At 71.4% G+C, this 17437-nt stretch carries 12 protein-coding genes; 6 read left to right on the top strand and 6 right to left on the bottom strand.

The window, feature by feature from the left end; translation table 11 throughout:
• Positions 1-17 precede the first annotated feature (17 nt).
• The 4 genes from B079_RS0103945 to B079_RS35700 are packed head-to-tail and all read right to left on the bottom strand — an operon-like array spanning position 18 to position 5164.
• A complete protein-coding gene (locus B079_RS0103945) occupies positions 18-683 on the bottom strand; it encodes an ATP/GTP-binding protein (RefSeq protein ID WP_018544479.1) in 666 nt (221 codons plus the stop codon).
• On the bottom strand, positions 664-1104 hold the full coding sequence (locus B079_RS0103940) for a DUF742 domain-containing protein (RefSeq protein ID WP_018544478.1): 441 nt from the start codon (positions 1102-1104) through the stop codon (positions 664-666). The genes B079_RS0103945 and B079_RS0103940 overlap by 20 nt, the downstream gene beginning before the upstream one ends.
• Positions 1101-1598, bottom strand: coding sequence for a roadblock/LC7 domain-containing protein (locus B079_RS0103935; RefSeq protein ID WP_018544477.1), 498 nt, complete (start codon positions 1596-1598; stop codon positions 1101-1103). Before B079_RS0103935 ends, B079_RS0103940 begins: the two co-directional genes overlap by 4 nt.
• A complete protein-coding gene (locus B079_RS35700) occupies positions 1595-5164 on the bottom strand; it encodes a nitrate- and nitrite sensing domain-containing protein (RefSeq protein WP_324604033.1) in 3570 nt (1189 codons plus the stop codon). Before B079_RS35700 ends, B079_RS0103935 begins: the two co-directional genes overlap by 4 nt.
• Before the next feature lie 384 nt (positions 5165-5548).
• Here B079_RS35700 and B079_RS0103925 point away from each other — a divergent pair, with 384 nt between their 5' ends.
• Complete coding sequence (locus B079_RS0103925) at positions 5549-6337, top strand: protein phosphatase 2C domain-containing protein (RefSeq protein WP_026248329.1); 789 nt, start codon at positions 5549-5551, stop codon at positions 6335-6337.
• An 18-nt stretch (positions 6338-6355) separates the two neighbouring features.
• Here B079_RS0103925 and B079_RS0103920 read toward each other — a convergent pair whose 3' ends face one another.
• Entirely contained in the window at positions 6356-6847 is a 492-nt protein-coding gene (locus tag B079_RS0103920; protein WP_018544474.1) for a MarR family transcriptional regulator, read from the bottom strand.
• 237 nt (positions 6848-7084) lie between these two features.
• Here B079_RS0103920 and B079_RS0103915 point away from each other — a divergent pair, with 237 nt between their 5' ends.
• Entirely contained in the window at positions 7085-7927 is an 843-nt protein-coding gene (locus B079_RS0103915) for a lysozyme (protein ID WP_018544473.1), read from the top strand.
• 108 nt (positions 7928-8035) lie between these two features.
• On the opposite strand, the gene lon is transcribed toward B079_RS0103915, so the two are convergent.
• A complete protein-coding gene (gene lon / locus B079_RS0103910; RefSeq protein ID WP_018544472.1) occupies positions 8036-10468 on the bottom strand; it encodes an endopeptidase La in 2433 nt (810 codons plus the stop codon).
• A gap of 187 nt (positions 10469-10655) precedes the next feature.
• On the opposite strand from lon, the gene B079_RS0103905 reads away from it, so the two are divergent.
• The 4 genes from B079_RS0103905 (at position 10656) to B079_RS0103890 (ending at position 17374) form a co-directional block, all read left to right on the top strand.
• The gene (locus B079_RS0103905) at positions 10656-11333 is read left to right on the top strand and encodes a spermidine synthase (protein ID WP_018544471.1); all 678 of its coding nucleotides are present in this window, start codon (positions 10656-10658) and stop codon (positions 11331-11333) included.
• A 108-nt stretch (positions 11334-11441) separates the two neighbouring features.
• Positions 11442-12182, top strand: coding sequence for a response regulator transcription factor (locus tag B079_RS0103900; RefSeq protein WP_018544470.1), 741 nt, complete (start codon positions 11442-11444; stop codon positions 12180-12182).
• The gene (locus B079_RS0103895; RefSeq protein WP_018544469.1) at positions 12179-13282 is read left to right on the top strand and encodes a sensor histidine kinase; all 1104 of its coding nucleotides are present in this window, start codon (positions 12179-12181) and stop codon (positions 13280-13282) included. The genes B079_RS0103900 and B079_RS0103895 overlap by 4 nt, the downstream gene beginning before the upstream one ends.
• 312 nt (positions 13283-13594) lie before the next feature.
• Positions 13595-17374: a multifunctional oxoglutarate decarboxylase/oxoglutarate dehydrogenase thiamine pyrophosphate-binding subunit/dihydrolipoyllysine-residue succinyltransferase subunit gene (locus B079_RS0103890; RefSeq protein WP_018544468.1), complete on the top strand. Its 3780-nt coding sequence runs from the start codon at positions 13595-13597 to the stop codon at positions 17372-17374.
• The last annotated feature ends 63 nt before the right edge of the window (positions 17375-17437 follow it).

Below are 17437 nucleotides of genomic sequence, written 5' to 3'. Positions count from 1 at the left end.
TCCTACGGGGGCTGGGACTACTCGGGGGTGACGTCCAGCGCGTGGCCCACCAGGGCCAGAAGGGTCTCGATGGCCGAGATCCGGCGCCGGGCGTCCATGATCATGACAGGGATGTGCGCCGGGATGGTCAGCGCCTCCCGCACGTCCTCCGGCTCGAAGCTCTCCGTGCCGTCGAAGTGGTTGACCGCGACCACGTAGGGCAGGCCGCAGCTCTCGAAGTAGTCCAGCGCCGGGAAGCAGTCCTTGAGCCGCCGGGTGTCGGCCAGGACCACGGCGCCTATCGCGCCGCGCACCAGGTCGTCCCACATGAACCAGAACCGCTGCTGGCCCGGCGTGCCGAACAGGTAGAGCACCAGATCGTCGTCGAGCGTGATGCGGCCGAAGTCCATCGCCACGGTGGTGGACGTCTTGCCCGGGGTGGCGGTGAGGTCGTCGGTGTCCTCGCTCGCCTGGGTCATCAGGGCCTCGGTCTGCAGCGGGGTGATCTCCGAGACCGCCGTGACCAGGGTGGTCTTGCCCACGCCGAAGCCGCCCGCCACCACGATCTTGGTGGCGACGGGGGCGCGACTGCGGTCCTGCTGCCAGGACTTCAGGTTCTCGTCGGGATCGGCGGTCCCGGCGAGGGCGGAGACGGTGGAGACGTTCCCGACGGAGGCGGTGGCGTCAGAGACGACGGAGTCCACTCAGCACCCTTTCCAGCAGAGCGCGGTCCGGACGGCCGGTGCCGTGACCGGTTCCGGTGCCGTACACACGGATCTTTCCCTGGTCCGCGAGGTCGCTCAGGAGAACCCGGACCACGCCGAGCGGCATGCTCAGCAGCGCGGCGATCTCGGCCACCGTGCGCATACGGCGGCACAGTTCGACGATGGCCAGCATCTCGGGCATGACCCGGGCGCCGGAACCGCCGTTCGTCAGTTCCTTGCGCTCCTCGGGGGCGTCGATGGCCGCCGTGGTCGCCACGAACGTCTCCACCAGGAGGACGTGGCCGAAGCGGGTGCGCCCGCCGGTGAGCGAGTAGGGGCGTACGCGCGCGGCCTTGCGGTCGCCGCCGCGCACGGGAAGCTGCCCCTTCTTGGACTTGTTCCTCGTCTCCGTCCTGCTCATCGGCCGCTCCCCGTCGTCTCGGACTCCAGCGATTTCCTCAGCTCGCTGCGGAGTTCGGGCGTGAGCACGTGTCCGGCACGGCCGACGAACAGGGCCATGTGGTACGCCACGACGCTCATGTCGCACTCGGCGGAGCCGTGCACGCCGAGCAGCGAACCGTCGCTGATCGACATGACGAACAGGCTTCCCTCGTCCATCGCGACCATCGTGTGCTTGACCCCGCCGGACTCCATCAGCTTGGCGGCGCCGACGGTGAGGCTGCCGATGCCGGAGACGATGGTGGCGAGGTCGGCGGCGCTGCCGCGCGGACCCTTGGCAGGGCGCGCCTGCCGGGACTCCTCCGCCCGCTCGGGGTCGGAGGACAGGAGCAGCAGGCCGTCGGAGGAGACGACCGCCACGGACTGGATGCCGGGTACTTCCTCGACCAGGTTGGTCAGCAGCCAGTGCAGGTTGCGGGCTTCACTGCTCAGTCCGTAGGTACTGGGCGTGGTCAACTGCTTGCCTCCTCGGCTGGGCCCCCCGTGGCTTCTTCGACGTGTTCGCCGGTGGCGGGCCGCTCGTCGTGGCCCGTCCTGTCGGCGATCTCCGCTTCCACATCCCGGTAACCGGCCTGGGCTCCGCGACGGAATCCGCCGAGCCTGCGGCGCAGGGCCTCGGCGTCGACGCTTCCGCCGCGCGGGGCCACCGGCGCCTCGGGTGCGGTGATCTTGGGTGTGCGCTTGGGGAGGCCCTTGGCGGTGAGCCGGTCCTCCGTCTCCGTCTCGTCCGCCGCGCGACCGTGAACGGTCCCCTCCCCAGGGGCCTCACCGGACCTCGGCGCGGGGATACGCGCCTGAGCGGCCCCCTCCTCGCGTACGCCACTCCGCTCGTGCTCGGCATCGAACGACTCGGCGCCTTCACCGGGCCAGTCGTCGCCCTGCGCACGGCGAGCGGCACGGCCGGAGGACGACACGGCGGCGTCGGACCGGTCGTCCGTGGTCCCCGGCCAATCGTCGCCCTGAGCGGCGTTCGCGGCGGACGGCGTGTCGGCGGTGTCGACGCGGTCGGCGGGCCAGTCGTCACCCTGCGCACGCCGGGCGGCGCGGGCGGTGGAGGACGCGGCGGCGTCGGACCGGTCGTCCGTGGCCCCCGGCCAGTCGTCGCCCTGCGCGGCGTTCGCGGCGGATGGCGTGACGGCGGTGTCGACGCGGTCGGCGCCCTCACCGGTCCAGTCGTCACCCTGCGCACGCCGGACTGTGGAGGACGCGGCAGCGGTGTCGGACGACTCGTCCGACGCGCCGGGCCAGTCATCGCCCTCACCGGACCGCGAGGCCCGCGCGCCGGAGGGCACGGCAGCGTCGGACCGGTCGGCATCCGCGCCGGGCCAGTCGTCGTCCGGAACGGACCGGGCCGGGCGCGGCACGGAAGGCGCGGCAGCGGTATCCGACCGCTCGTCCGACGCACCGGGCCAGTCATCGCCCTCACCGGACCGCGAAACGCGCGCACCGGAGGGCACGGCAGCATCGGACCGGTCGACATCCGCGCCGGGCCAGTCGTCGCCCTCACCGGAGGGCGCGGCGGCGGCTTCGCCGGGCCAGTCGTCGGCGCGGGCGGCCCGGGCGGCGAGGCGCTGGGCGCGGGCGATGCGGCCGGTCCCCTCGGCGGCGGGCTTCGCCTCCTCGACCGGCTGTCCGGCGTCGGCGGACGCGGCACCGGCGGACTCGGCACCGGCACCGGCGTCCGGGGCGTCGTCCTCGGTGTCCGGCTCCGGGAGCAGCAGCTCCATCGTGGTCTCGGTGACCAGCGGCGGTACGCGACCGGCGGAGCCGTCCCGCGCCTCGTTCTCCCGTACCGCCTTCTCCGCGAGGGCGACCAGCGGGTCGGTGCCCTTGTCCCGGCCGCGCAGGACGTTGGAGTTGGCCTCCGCGTCGGCGCCGGGCAGCGAGAAGGACTGGGTGGTGTCCCGGCGGGTGGCCGGGTGCGGGATCGCGGCGACCGGGGTCTCCGCGAGCAGCGCCTCGGGCAGGACGACGACCGCCGCCACACCCCCCTGCTTCTGCTCGCGCAGCTTCACGCGGATGCCGTGCCGGTGAGCGAGCCGGGCCACCACGTACAGGCCGAGCCCAAGACCCTCGGCGCCCTCCTGCTCGTACGGCGACTCCGGATCGAACTCCGCCAGGCGGGAGTTGAGCCGGTCCATGCGCTCGGTGGTCATGCCGATGCCCTCGTCCTGGACGGAGAGCATGACCTCGCCGGACTCCAGCATCCAGCCGGAGACCTCGACGGGCAGATCCGGCGGGGAGAACGAGCTGGCGTTCTCCATGAGTTCGGCGAGCAGATGCGAGAGGTCGTCGGCGGCGAACCCGGCCACATGGGCGTGCGGGGGCAGCGCGGCGATGCGGACGCGCTCGTAGCGCTCGATCTCGCTGACGGCCGCGCGGACCACGTCGACCAGCGGGACCGGGCCCGGGTGCGGCAGGACGTGCTCGGTGCCGGAGAGGACGAGCAGGTTCTCGCTGTGGCGGCGCATGACCGTGGCGAAGTGGTCCAGCTTGAACAGCGTGGCCAGCCGCTCCGGGTCCTGCTCGCGCTCCTCCAGGCCCTCGATGACGGAGAGCTGACGCTCGACGAGGCCGAGGGTGCGCAGCGCGAGGTTGACGAAGGTGCCCCCGATGCTGGTCCGCAGCCGCTCCAACTGGGCGGAGGACTCCGACAGTTCGGTGCGCAGCTGCTCGCGCGCGTCGGCCATCTTCTGCCGCTGGCCGACCAGGTGCTTGCGGTCGGTCTCCAGCGTGCCGACCCGCTCGTGCAGCGCGACGGCGTGCGCGTGCAGGGCGTTGACGGAGCGGACGACCTGGGCGAACTCGTCGTTGCGCCCGGTGAAGGCGATCGGCTGCTCGGTCGTCGGGTCCTCGGCACCGGCCAGCCGGGCCGAGCCCCGGCGCAGCACCGACAGCGGGCGGGTCAGCGTGCGGGCCATGCCGGTGGCGATGCCGACGGCGACCAGCAGGAGCACGCCGAGCGCGGCGACACGGATCTCCAGCGCGGTGACGTCGTCGTCCCGCAACTGGGCGAGGTCCTTGGTGCGCCGGTCGTAGAGGGCCTGCTCGGCGCCGCGCATCAGGTCGACGCGGGCGGAGAGCGTGGCGTCCAGCTTCTTGGGGCTGGTGTTCAGCTCGCTGTCGCCGAGGGTCGGCTGGTCGGTGAGGGCCGCGAGGTACTTGTCCGCGGAGTTGACCTCGGTGCCGGTGACCGTGGAGTCGAAGGAGGTGACGGCCTCCTTGGTGCCGGTGGCCCGGAAGTCCGCGAGGGTCGCGTCGGCGCGCAGCCGGGCCTGCTGGGCGGCGGCGGTGAGCGCGTCGCGCTGCTTGCGGTCCGCGTCACTGGTGGTCCGCGTGGTGACGGGCAGACCGGTGACCGGGCTGATCACCGTGCGCGGGGTGGAGGGCACGCTGAGCGCGGCCAGCAGCAGACCGCGCGCGGCGGCGGACTGCTGGACGGCGGTGTCCAGTTCGGCGAGCGCGTAGCTGCCGGTACCGGCGCGCGGGGGCATCTTCTCAGCCAGTTCCATGGCGAGCCGGTGCAGGTCCGCGATGGTGGCGGAGTACGCCTGATGGGTCTGGAGCGCGTCCGTCTTCCCCGTGAGCGCGGTGCGGCGCACGGCCGCTATTCCGTCGAGGTCGGCCCGCAGCCGGGACGGGATGCCGGTGTCCGCGCGCAGGTCCTCGACCTGGCGGTCCACCCGGGCGCCGCGCTCCTCGGAGGGCGCCTTGGACTTGGGGCGTCCCGCCGCCACGTAGGCGGTGACCTCGTCGCGCTCGTCGGCCAGGGAGTGCGCCAGCGCGAGGGCGTCCTGGGTGCGGGCGGACAGTGTCGCCAGCTCCTGGGACTCGCTGAGGTCCCGCGACGCGCTGAGCAGCGCGGGCGCGCCTGCTCCGGCGATGGCCGCGGCCACCACCGCCACGGCGACGATCAGCCGGGTGCGCACATGAGTGGGGCGTCCGGCGCCCACGGGGGTCTGCTCGGCAGCCCCCTCGGGGGCCGTCTGCCTGCCTGTGCGCCGAGGCCGCTTCTTCTGCACCGGTGCTCGCAATCCTGAACTCGTCTACCGAAGGGCCCGGGTGGCGCCCCGTCGTCTCGGTGCCAAGTGGTGCGTACACCCGGTTCGTACGGTTCCCGACCCTCCCAGCGCCGGTGGGCAGTGGCCGCGCATCACCTGACCCGCCACCCGAAGGAGTGAACATCGGAGGGGAGTTGGCGGGCAAGTTCCGCCGGGCCGCCCGACACCCCTGTGCGGCGGGCCGGTTGGACGCGCGGGGCAGCCTTTGGCAGTATTCGCCGCCACGTCTTCCCGGACCGTGTCAATTTCCCCCAAAAGACGCTCGCGAACGGCACGGGCGGCTCAATTGCGCCATGGTCGACGAGGTTTGGCGATTTCTGTGGAGGGTTCGTGCAGACTGGGCCGGTGCGCACTGAACTCGTCTCGGAACCCGGTGACCCGGACCGCCCCAACGAGGACTTCGCCGGGGTCGGACTACCCGCCTGCGGTCAGGGCGGTTGCGTGATCTTGCTCGACGGGGTGACACCGCCCCGCGAGGCGACCGGATGCACGCACTCGGTGCCCTGGTTCACCGCGCGACTCGGCGGTGCGCTGACCGAACTGACCGTTTCCGACCGACATCTGACGCTGCCGGAGATTCTTGCGCGCGCGATCGACCGAACCCGTTCCGCGCACTCTCAAACCTGTGACCTTTCTCACCCGCGAACGCCGCAGGCCACAGTGATTCTGGCCCGCTGGTCGGCCGACCTGCTGGAGTACCTGGTCCTGTCCGACTCGGCGCTGCTGCTGCGCGCCCCGGACGGGACGGTCACCCCGGTCCTGGACGACCGCCTGGCCCGGCTCCCGCGCGCGGCGCTCGCCACCGACGCGCTGATCGACACGCACCTGCGCAACAAGGAGGGCGGCTTCTTCACGGCCGCAGCCGATCCCTCGGTCGCCGCCCGCGCGGTCACCGGCAGCGTCCCGCGCGAGCGGGTCCGCGCCCTGGCCGCGCTGACGGACGGCGCGACCCGCTGGACGGAGAAGTTCCACGAGGGCGACTGGACCGCCCTGTTCGACCTGATCGCCGAACAGGGCGCCGACGCGCTGGTGGCCCGGGTGCGCGAACTGGAGGAGAAGGACCGCGAGGAACGGACCTTCCTGCGCCGCAGCAAGACCCACGACGACGCGTCGGTGATCCACGTCGTGTTCTGAACCGCCCTCCACCAAGGGCTACTTCTCCGCGAGACCGTTCAACTGGTGCAGCAGCCGCGCCAGTTCGGCGACCTCGCGGCGGTCCCAGTGGGCGAGCTGGCTGACGTAGCGGGCGCGGCGGGCCTCGCGGACCGTGCCCACCCGGTGGCGCCCCTCCTCGGTGAGGGTGACGAGCCAGGCGCGGCCGTCGGCCGGATCGGGCTCGCGGGCGACCAGCCCCAGCTCCTCCAGCGCCCGCAGCTGACGGGACATGGTGGCCTTGCCGACACCGATGTACGCGGCCAGTTCGGTGGCCCGCTGGCCGCCGCACTCGTCGAGCCGGATGAGCAGGCCGTACGCGGAGGACTCCAGGTCGGGGTGGACCTCGCGGGCCATCTCCCCCTGATTGGCGCGGGCACGCCGCAGCAGCACGGTCAGCTCGCGTTCCAGCGCCAGGAACTCCTGGTCCGCACAGCGCGGCACCTCCTGGCCGCCGGCGCCGTGCGCGCCGCCCTTCGCGTCCTCGTGCACGTCAGCACCCCTGAATCGGTTTCGCGTCCTGAAATTTTCTGCCGAACCCCGTCATCACCGCAGCTCCGCCAGTATTTCGCAGGCGTAGACCAACGGCGGCATCGAAGCCCTCTTCCACGCGCTCATCTACGTGCGTAGCTTTCAATTGTCGGGCCCGACATGACAGACAGGCCCGACAGTTCCTGTGACATGACCATGATCCCCCCACTTCTCCTCGGATCGCCCAGGAGGTACGTCATGCCCGTGCACAGACCCGGCTCCCGCCGCCGCTCCCCCGGTTCCCTCGCGGGGCTCGCCCTGGCCCTGCTGACGGCGCTCGCGCTCGCCGCCCTGTCCGCCGTACCCGCCGCCGCCCGCACCGCCGCCGCCCCCGCGCGGGGCTCCGCCTACCTCGGCATCGGCGTCGCCGCCCACGACGGCCGCTCCGGCACTCCCCCCACCGTCGCCGCCGCCGTCCAGACCGAGGGCGTCGACGTCTCCGGCCACCAGGGCAGCGTCGACTGGGCCACCCTCTGGAACAGCGGGGTCCGCTGGGCCTACACGAAGGCCACCGAGGGCACCTACTACACCAACCCGTCCTTCGCGCAGCAGTACAACGGCTCGTACAACGTCGGGATGATCCGCGGCGCGTACCACTTCGCCACCCCGGACACCACGACCGGCGCCGCCCAGGCCAACTACTTCGTGGACCACGGCGGCGGCTGGTCGCGCGACGGCAAGACGCTGCCCGGCACGCTCGACATCGAGTGGAACCCGTACGGCGACGCCTGCTACGGCAAGACCGCGGCCTCGATGGTGTCCTGGATCGCGGACTTCCTGAACACCTACAAGGCCCGCACCGGCCGGGACGCCGTGATCTACACGGCCACCAGCTGGTGGACCCAGTGCACCGGCAACTACGCCGGGTTCGCGGCGAACAACCCGCTCTGGATCGCCCGCTACGCCGCCGCCCCGGGCACCCTCCCGGCGGGCTGGGGCTACCAGACGATGTGGCAGTACACCTCCTCAGGACCGACCGTCGGCGACCACGACAAGTTCAACGGCGCCCTGGACCGGGTGGTGGCGCTGGCCAACGGCTGACCCGCTTCCGCTTCCGGACAGCCCGAAGGCCCGGACCCCGCTGGGGAGTCCGGGCCTTCGTACGCCGCTTCGCGCGTGCCGGTGCGTACGCCGGTCGGCGCCCGGCCGTCACGCGGCCACGGGCACCTCGGGCGCCACCGCCCCCGCCGGGGCCAGCGCCAGCTCGAGCACCTGGCGCACGTCGGTCACGGCGTGCACGTCGAGCTTGTCCAGCACCTCGGCCGGGACGTCGTCCAGGTCGGCCTCGTTGCGCTTGGGGATGATCACGGTGGTCACCCCGGCGCGGTGCGCGGCGAGCAGCTTCTGCTTCACCCCGCCGATCGGCAGGACCCGCCCGGTCAGCGAGACCTCACCGGTCATCGCCACGTCCGTGCGGACCAGCCGCCCCGAGAGCAGGGAGGCGAGAGCGGTCGTCATGGTGATGCCCGCGCTCGGCCCGTCCTTGGGGACCGCGCCCGCCGGGAAGTGGATGTGCACGCCCCGGTCCTTCAGGTCGGCCACCGGCAGCTCCAGCTCCGCGCCGTGACCGCGCAGGAAGCTCAGCGCGATCTGCGCCGACTCCTTCATCACGTCACCAAGCTGACCGGTCAGGGTGAGCCCCGCCCCGCCCGTCTCGGGGTCCGCGAGGGACGCCTCGACGAACAGCACGTCGCCACCCGCCCCGGTGACCGCGAGCCCGGTCGCCACACCGGGTACGGCGGTACGGCGCTCGGCCGGGTCCTGGGCGGACTCGGGCACGTGGTGCGGACGCCCGACCAGTCCGCGCAGGTCCTCCTCGCGGACGGTGAACGGCAGCTCCCGCTCGCCCAGTTCGTGCTGGGCCGCGACCTTGCGCAGCAGCCGCGCGATCGTCCGCTCCAGGGTGCGCACGCCCGCCTCGCGGGTGTACTCACCGGCGAGCTTGCGCAGCGCGCCCTCGTCGAGCACGACCTCCTCGCCGGTCAGACCGGCGCGCTCCAGCTGGCGCGGGAGCAGATGATCGCGGGCGATGACGACCTTCTCGTCCTCGGTGTAGCCGTCCAGGCGGACGATCTCCATCCGGTCGGCCAGCGCCTCCGGGATCGCCTCCAGGACGTTGGCGGTGGCGAGGAACACCACGTCGGACAGGTCGAGTTCGACCTCCAGGTAGTGGTCCCGGAAGGTGTGGTTCTGCGCCGGGTCGAGCACTTCGAGGAGGGCGGCGGCCGGGTCGCCCCGGAAGTCCGAGCCCACCTTGTCGATCTCGTCCAGGAGCACGACCGGGTTCATCGACCCGGCCTCCTTGATCGCGCGGACGACACGGCCGGGCAGCGCGCCGACGTACGTACGCCGGTGGCCCCGGATCTCCGCCTCGTCCCGCACGCCGCCGAGCGCGACGCGGACGAACTTGCGGCCCATCGCGTGGGCCACCGATTCACCGAGGCTGGTTTTTCCGACGCCAGGAGGTCCGACCAGCGCGAGCACGGCACCGCCGCGCCGCCCGCCGATCACACCGAGGCCGCGCTCACCGCGCCGCTTGCGCACCGCCAGGTACTCGGTGATGCGCTCCTTCACATCGTCCAGACCGGCGTGCTCGGCGTCCAGGATCTCCTTGGCGCCCTGGATGTCGTACGCGTCCTCGGTCCGCTCGTTCCACGGCATCTCCAGGACCGTGTCCAGCCAGGTGCGGATCCAGGAGCCCTCGGGCGACTGGTCGGAGGCGCGCTCCAGCTTGTCGACCTCCTTGAGGGCGGCCTCGCGGACCTTCTCCGGCAGATCGGCGGACTCGACGCGGGCGCGGTAGTCGTCGGACTCCTCGGCGGAGTCGTCGCCGTCGCCGTTCAGCTGGCGCAGTTCCTTGCGGACCGCCTCCAGCTGGCGCCGCAGCAGGAACTCGCGCTGCTGCTTGTCGACGCCCTCCTGGACGTCCTTGGCGATGGTCTCGGCCACGTCCTGCTCGGCGAGGTGGTCGCGGAGCTGCTGGGTGGCGAGCTTCAGCCGGGCCACCGGGTCGGTGGTCTCCAGGAGCTGGATCTTCTGGTCGGTGGTGAGGAAGGGCGAGTAACCGGAGTTGTCGGCGAGCGCGGAGACGCCGTCGATGGCCTGGACCCGGTCCACGACCTGCCAGGCGCCGCGCTTCTTCAGCCAGGTGCTGGCCAGCGCCTTGTACTCCTTCACCAGCTCGGTCACCTGACCGGGCAGCGGGTCGGGAAGGGTCTCCTCCACCCGGACACCCTCGACCCACAGCGCGGCCCCGGGTCCGGTCGTACCGGCGCCGATGCGCACGCGGTCGCGGCCCCGGATCAGCGCACCGGGGTCGCCGTCGGCCAGGCGGCCGACCTGTTCGACGGTGCCGAGGACGCCGGTCTTGGCGTACGTGCCGTCGATGCGCGGCACCAGCAGCACCTTGGGCTTGCCGGACTCCGAGCGGGCGGCGGCCTGCGCGGCCTGCGCGGCTTCAACGGCCGCCCGCACCTCGGCGTCACTCAGGTCCAGCGGTACGACCATGCCGGGCAGCACGACTTCACCGTCGAGCGGCAGCACGGGCAGGACGAGCGTGAACGCCGTGGACTCATCAGCCATGATCTCCCCTTTGACAGTCAACTTGAGCAACACTGACTCAATGCTCGTGAGCCCCTGAATGTTCCCCACCCCTTGTTCACTCTGAGCGAACAGGAGAGGGCGGATGCGTCGCCGCAGCTGGGGGCGGTCGGGGCGGGTTCCGTAAAACGCGTGGCCCGGTTCCGCCGGGTCCAGCAGGATGACCCCCATGACCACGACGCACGACAGCCCCGTTGTCCTGGACCGGCGCGACGGGCCGTACGGCGAGGTGGTCCTGCGCCGGCACGGCGGCCTGCTCCAGATCATCGCCAACGGGTGCTTCCTGATGGACACCTCGGACGGGCGCTCGGAGCGGCTGCTCGTGGACGCCGCGCGGACCGCGCTCGACGGCCGCCCGGCGCCGGACGTGCTGATCGGCGGCCTGGGGGTCGGCTTCTCGCTCGCCCACGCGGCGGCCGATCCGTCCTGGGGCCGGATCGTCGTGGTGGAGCGCGAGCCCGCCGTGATCGACTGGCACCGGACCGGACCGCTCGGGGAGCTGTCGGCGGACGCGCTCGCGGACCCGCGCACGGCCGTGGTCGAGGCCGATCTCGTCGCTTACGTCAATGAGACATCGGACACGTTCGACGCGCTGTGTCTCGACATCGACAACGGCCCCGGATGGACCGTCACCGAGGACAACGACGGTCTGTACACGAAGCCCGGACTCGCCGCCTGCGCAAGGGTGTTGAGGCCCGGCGGGGTGCTGGCGGTGTGGTCGGCCCAGCCCTCTCCGGAATTTGAAGGAACCTTGCGGAATGCCGGGTTCCGGCAGGTGCGTACCGAAGAGGTGCCCGTTGCCCGTGGCGTTCCCGACGTGGTGCATCTCGCCGTCCGCCCTGGATAGCGACGGCCGGGCGTGTCCCCGTAATGTGCTGCCCTGACGCCGATCATCAGGCGTCGATCGCAGTCATGGGATCACCCCACGGATTCCGGAAAGCAGCAGGGGCGGGCGATGGAGCAGACACAGACCTCCCAGACCGGTGCGGCGACCACGACCCAGGGCGCCCAGCGCCGGGTGCTGGTCGTCGAGGACGACCCCACGATCGTCGACGCCATCGCGGCCCGGCTGCGTGCGGAGGGTTTCCTCGTGCAGACCGCGGGCGACGGTCCGGCCGCCGTCGACACCGCCGAGGCATGGCAGCCCGACCTGCTGATCCTCGACATCATGCTGCCCGGCTTCGACGGCCTGGAGGTCTGCCGCCGGGTGCAGGCCGCCCGCCCGGTGCCGGTGCTGATGCTCACCGCGCGCGACGACGAGACCGACATGCTGGTCGGCCTGGGCGTCGGCGCCGACGACTACATGACCAAGCCGTTCTCCATGCGGGAGCTGGCGGCCCGGGTGCACGTCCTGCTGCGCCGCATGGAGCGCGCCGCCATCGCGGCCACCACGCCCCGCTCCGGGATACTGCGCCTCGGCGAGCTGGAGATCGACCACGCTCAGCGCCGGGTGCGGGTCAAGGCCGAGGACGTGCATCTGACGCCCACCGAGTTCGACCTGCTGGTGTGCCTGGCCAACACCCCGCGCGCGGTGCTCTCCCGTGAGCAGCTGCTCGCCGAGGTGTGGGACTGGGCGGACGCCTCCGGCACCCGGACCGTGGACAGCCACATCAAGGCCCTGCGCCGGAAGATCGGCGCCGAACGCATCCGCACGGTGCACGGCGTCGGGTACGCGCTGGAGACGCCGACGTCGTGAGCACGGGACGGGAGGCCGCACGGAAGGGCTCCGGGGATCAACCCTGGGGCGGCGTACGCCCGTTCTCGATCAAGACCAAGCTGGGCGCGCTGGTCGTCATCTCGGTGCTGATCACCACCGGTCTGTCGATGATCGCGGTGCACACCAAGACCGAACTGCGCTTCATCACGGTCTTCTCGATGATCGCCACCCTGCTGATCACCCAGTTCGTGGCGCACTCGCTCACCGCCCCGCTGGACGAGATGAACGCGGTGGCCCGCTCCATCTCGCACGGCGACTACACCCGCCGGGTGAGCGAGGGCCGCCGCGACGAACTGGGCGACCTGGCCGTGACGATCAACGTCATGGCCGACGAGCTGGAGGCACAGGACCGCCAGCGCAAGGAGCTGGTGGCGAACGTCTCGCACGAGCTGCGCACCCCGATCGCGGGCCTGCGCGCGGTGCTGGAGAACATCGTCGACGGCGTCACCGAGGCCGACCCCGAGACCATGCGCACCGCCCTCCAGCAGACCGAGCGCCTGGGCCGCCTGGTGGAGACCCTGCTGGACCTCTCCCGGCTCGACAACGGCGTCGTCCCGCTGAAGCTGCGCCGCTTCGAGGTGTGGCCCTATCTGTCCGGGGTGCTGAAGGAGGCCAACATGGTCGCCTCCGCGCGCGCGGGCATCGCCTCGGGCTCGGGCACCCACACCCGCACCGATGTGCATCTGCACCTGGACGTCTCCCCGCCGGAGCTGACCGCGCACGCGGACCCCGAGCGCATCCACCAGGTCGTCGCCAACCTGATCGACAACGCCGTCAAGCACAGCCCCGCCTACGGCCGGGTGACCGTGAAGGCGCGGCGCGGGGCGCAGCCGGAGTCGCTGGAGCTGGAGGTCCAGGACGAGGGTCCGGGCATCCCCAGGTCGGAGTGGCACCGGGTGTTCGAGCGGTTCAACCGGGGCGCGGTGACGCGTCCGCACGGTCCGGGCAGCGACGGCGGCACGGGGCTCGGCCTCGCGATCGCCCGCTGGGCGGTGGATCTGCACGGCGGACGGATCGGCGTGGCCGAATCCGAGCGCGGCTGCCGGATCATCGTCACTCTTCCGGGGCTTTCCTCGTAGCCGAGTTGACGTAGAGTTCACTCCGGAAGACCAAGATCACCGATGATCCGCTCCGCCGGACCCGTGTGATCAGGTCCGGGCCCACGCCGGTCGACGAACGACGGCGTCCAGGGGCCTGGTTCCTCGCACCCTCACCCTCGCTCTGACGTGCGGAACCACGCTTGTTTCCCGCCATTTCCGGCTCCGAAACGCCGTTCCCGGTGTGACTTACACGACGATGAACGGGCCCGACCTGACCTTCCCGCTCCGGGAGGCGTAGCCTTTATTCCCGCTGTCCATCACCTTGTGAAGCGGAAGAGGGCGGTTGCCGCCGTGTCGCCACAGTCCCCCAGTAACTCGAACCTTTCGACCGACGACCAAGCCGGGAAGAACCCCGCTGCGGCGTTCGGCCCGAACGAGTGGCTCGTCGACGAGATCTATCAGCAGTACCTCCAGGACCCGAATTCGGTTGATCGCGCCTGGTGGGACTTCTTCGCCGACTACAAGCCGGGGGCTCCTGCCGCCTCGGCTCCGGTGAGCGCCACGGCCGCGGGGGCCGCGGGGACCACCTCGGCCGCCCCGGCCCAGGCCGCGCCCGCCGCGCAGCCCCCGGCCGCCGTGAAGCCCGCCGCCGCTCCCGCCCAGGCCCCGGCTCCGGCCCCGGCGGCGAAGGCCGCCCCGGCCCCCGCCAGGCCCGCGCAGGCCCCGGCCGCCGCGCAGCCGAAGGCGGTCGCTCCGGCCGCCGAGGGCCCCGAGCTGATCACCCTGCGCGGCCCGGCCGCCGCCGTGGTCAAGAACATGAACGCCTCGCTGGAGCTGCCGACCGCCACCTCGGTCCGCGCGGTCCCGGTGAAGCTGCTGTTCGACAACCGCATCGTCATCAACAACCACCTGAAGCGCGCCCGGGGCGGGAAGATCTCCTTCACGCACCTGATCGGCTTCGCCATGGTGCAGGCCATCAAGGCCATGCCGTCCATGAACTGGTCGTTCGGCGAGAAGGACGGGAAGCCCACCCTCGTCAAGCCGCCGCACGTCAACCTCGGTCTCGCCATCGACCTGGTCAAGCCCAACGGCGACCGCCAGCTGGTCGTCGCGGCGATCAAGAAGGCCGAGACGCTGAACTTCTTCGAGTTCTGGCAGGCCTACGAGGACATCGTCCGCCGCGCCCGCGAGGGCAAGCTGACCATGGACGACTTCACCGGTGTCACGGTCTCCCTGACCAACCCCGGCGGCCTCGGCACCGTCCACTCGGTCCCGCGCCTGATGCCCGGCCAGTCGGTCATCATGGGCGTCGGCTCCATGGACTACCCGGCGGAGTTCCAGGGCACCAGCCAGGACACCCTGAACAAGCTCGGCATCTCGAAGGTCATGACGCTCACGTCGACCTACGACCACCGGACGATCCAGGGCGCCGCCTCCGGCGAGTTCCTGCGCCAGGTCGCGAACCTTCTCCTCGGCGAGAACGGCTTCTACGACGACATCTTCGAGGCGCTGCGCATCCCCTACGAGCCGGTCCGCTGGCTCAAGGACATCGACGCCAGCCACGACGACGACGTCACCAAGGCCGCCCGCGTCTTCGAGCTGATCCACTCCTACCGGGTCCGCGGCCACGTCATGGCCGACACCGACCCGCTGGAGTACCAGCAGCGCAAGCACCCCGACCTGGACATCACCGAGCACGGGCTCACCCTGTGGGACCTGGAGCGCGAGTTCGCCGTCGGCGGCTTCGCCGGCAAGTCCCTGATGAAGCTGCGCGACATCCTCGGCGTGCTGCGCGACTCGTACTGCCGCACCATCGGCATCGAGTTCATGCACATCCAGGACCCCAAGCAGCGCAAGTGGATCCAGGACCGCGTCGAGCGCCCGCACTCCAAGCCGGAGCGCGAGGAGCAGCTGCGCATCCTGCGCCGTCTGAACGCGGCGGAAGCCTTCGAGACCTTCCTGCAGACGAAGTACGTCGGCCAGAAGCGCTTCTCCCTGGAGGGCGGCGAGTCCGTCATCCCGCTGCTCGACGCGGTGATCGACTCCGCCGCCGAGTCGCGCCTGGACGAGGTCGTCATCGGCATGGCCCACCGTGGCCGCCTGAACATCCTCGCCAACATCGTCGGCAAGTCGTACGCGCAGATCTTCCGCGAGTTCGAGGGCAACCTCGACCCGAAGTCGATGCACGGCTCCGGCGACGTGAAGTACCACCTGGGCGCCAAGGGCACCTTCACCGGCCTGGACGGCGAGCAGATCGCGGTCTCCCTGGTCGCCAACCCCTCGCACCTGGAGGCGGTCGACCCGGTCCTGGAGGGCGTCGCCCGCGCCAAGCAGGACATCATCAACAAGGGCGGCACGGACTTCACCGTCCTGCCGGTGGCGATCCACGGCGACGCGGCCTTCGCGGGCCAGGGCGTGGTGGCCGAGACCCTGAACATGTCGCAGCTGCGCGGCTACCGCACCGGCGGCACGGTCCACATCGTCATCAACAACCAGGTCGGCTTCACCGCCGCCCCGGAGTCCTCGCGCTCGTCCATGTACGCCACCGACGTGGCCCGCATGATCGAGGCCCCGATCTTCCACGTGAACGGCGACGACCCGGAGGCCGTGGTCCGCGTCGCGCGGCTCGCCTTCGAGTTCCGCCAGGCGTTCAACAAGGACGTGGTGATCGACCTCATCTGCTACCGCCGCCGCGGGCACAACGAGTCGGACAACCCGGCCTTCACCCAGCCGCTGATGTACGACCTGATCGACAAGAAGCGCTCGGTGCGCAAGCTCTACACCGAGTCCCTGATCGGCCGGGGCGACATCACCCTGGAAGAGGCCGAGCAGGCGCTCCAGGACTACCAGGGCCAGCTGGAGAAGGTCTTCACGGAGGTCCGCGAGGCCACCGCGCAGCCGGTCCAGGGCGAGTCCCAGGCGCCGAGCGACAGCTTCCCGGTGGCGGTGCCGACCGCGATCTCCGCGGAGACCGTGAAGCGGATCGTCGAGTCCCAGATCGACATCCCCGACCACATCACCGCCCACCCGCGTCTGCTGCCGCAGCTGCAGCGCCGGGCGTCCATGGTCGAGGACGGCACGATCGACTGGGGCATGGGCGAGACCCTGGCCATCGGCTCGCTGCTCCTGGAGGGCACCCCGGTCCGCCTCGCGGGCCAGGACTCCCAGCGCGGCACCTTCGGCCAGCGCCACGCGGTGCTCATCGACCGGGAGACCGGCGAGGAGTACACCCCGCTCCAGTACCTCTCCGAGGACCAGGCGCGGCTGAACGTCTACAACTCCCTGCTCTCCGAGTACGCGGCCATGGGCTTCGAGTACGGCTACTCGCTGGCCCGCCCGGACGCGCTCGTGATGTGGGAGGCCCAGTTCGGTGACTTCGTCAACGGCGCGCAGACCGTCGTGGACGAGTTCATCTCCTCGGCCGAGCAGAAGTGGAACCAGACCTCCGGTGTGGTCCTGCTCCTCCCGCACGGCTACGAGGGCCAGGGCCCGGACCACTCCTCGGCCCGCCCGGAGCGGTTCCTGCAGCTGTGCGCGCAGAACAACATGACGGTCGCGATGCCCACGCTCCCGTCGAACTACTTCCACCTCCTGCGGTGGCAGGTCCACAACCCGGACCACAAGCCGCTGGTCGTCTTCACCCCGAAGTCGATGCTGCGCCTGAAGGCGGCGGCCTCGAAGGCGGACGAGTTCACCTCGGGCGAGTTCCGCCCGGTCATCGGCGACAGCACGGTCGACCCGGCCGCCGTCCGCAAGGTCGTCTTCTGCGCGGGCAAGGTCTACTACGACCTGGAGGCCGAGCGAAACAAGCGCGGCGTCACGGACACGGCGATCATCCGCCTCGAGCGGCTGTACCCGCTGCCGGGTGCGGAGGTCCAGGCGGAGGTCAACAAGTACCCGAACGCCGAGAAGTACATCTGGGCCCAGGAGGAGCCGGCGAACCAGGGCGCGTGGCCCTTCATCGCCCTCAACCTGATCGACCACCTGGACCTGGCCGTCGGCGCCGACGTCCCGGCGGGCGAGCGCCTGCGCCGCATCTCCCGCCCCCACGGCTCGTCCCCGGCCGTCGGCTCCGCCAAGCGCCACCAGGCGGAGCAGGAGCAGCTGGTGCGCGAGGTGTTCGAGGCGTAACCCTGCGCGGGCCGCGTTGAGAGGCCGAGCGGGGCCCGGCTTCCGGATTCGTCCGGGGGTCGG

It is taken from the genome of Streptomyces sp. LaPpAH-108 (genome assembly GCF_000373625.1).
Taxonomy (GTDB): Bacteria; Actinomycetota; Actinomycetes; order Streptomycetales; family Streptomycetaceae; genus Streptomyces.
Note: the sequence above shows the minus strand (reverse complement) of the source record. Positions and strands in the feature narration are given on the sequence as shown.

Bases quoted from the DNA above. Each gene is read 5' to 3' on its own strand.
- B079_RS0103900 (WP_018544470.1), top strand. From the start codon at position 11,442: ATGGAGCAGACACAGACCTCCCAGACCGGTGCGGCGACCACGACCCAG.
- B079_RS0103915 (WP_018544473.1), top strand. From the start codon at position 7,085: ATGCCCGTGCACAGACCCGGCTCCCGCCGCCGCTCCCCCGGTTCCCTC.
- B079_RS0103905 (WP_018544471.1), top strand. From the start codon at position 10,656: ATGACCACGACGCACGACAGCCCCGTTGTCCTGGACCGGCGCGACGGG.
- lon (WP_018544472.1), bottom strand. From the start codon at position 10,468: ATGGCTGATGAGTCCACGGCGTTCACGCTCGTCCTGCCCGTGCTGCCG.
- B079_RS0103940 (WP_018544478.1), bottom strand. From the start codon at position 1,104: ATGAGCAGGACGGAGACGAGGAACAAGTCCAAGAAGGGGCAGCTTCCC.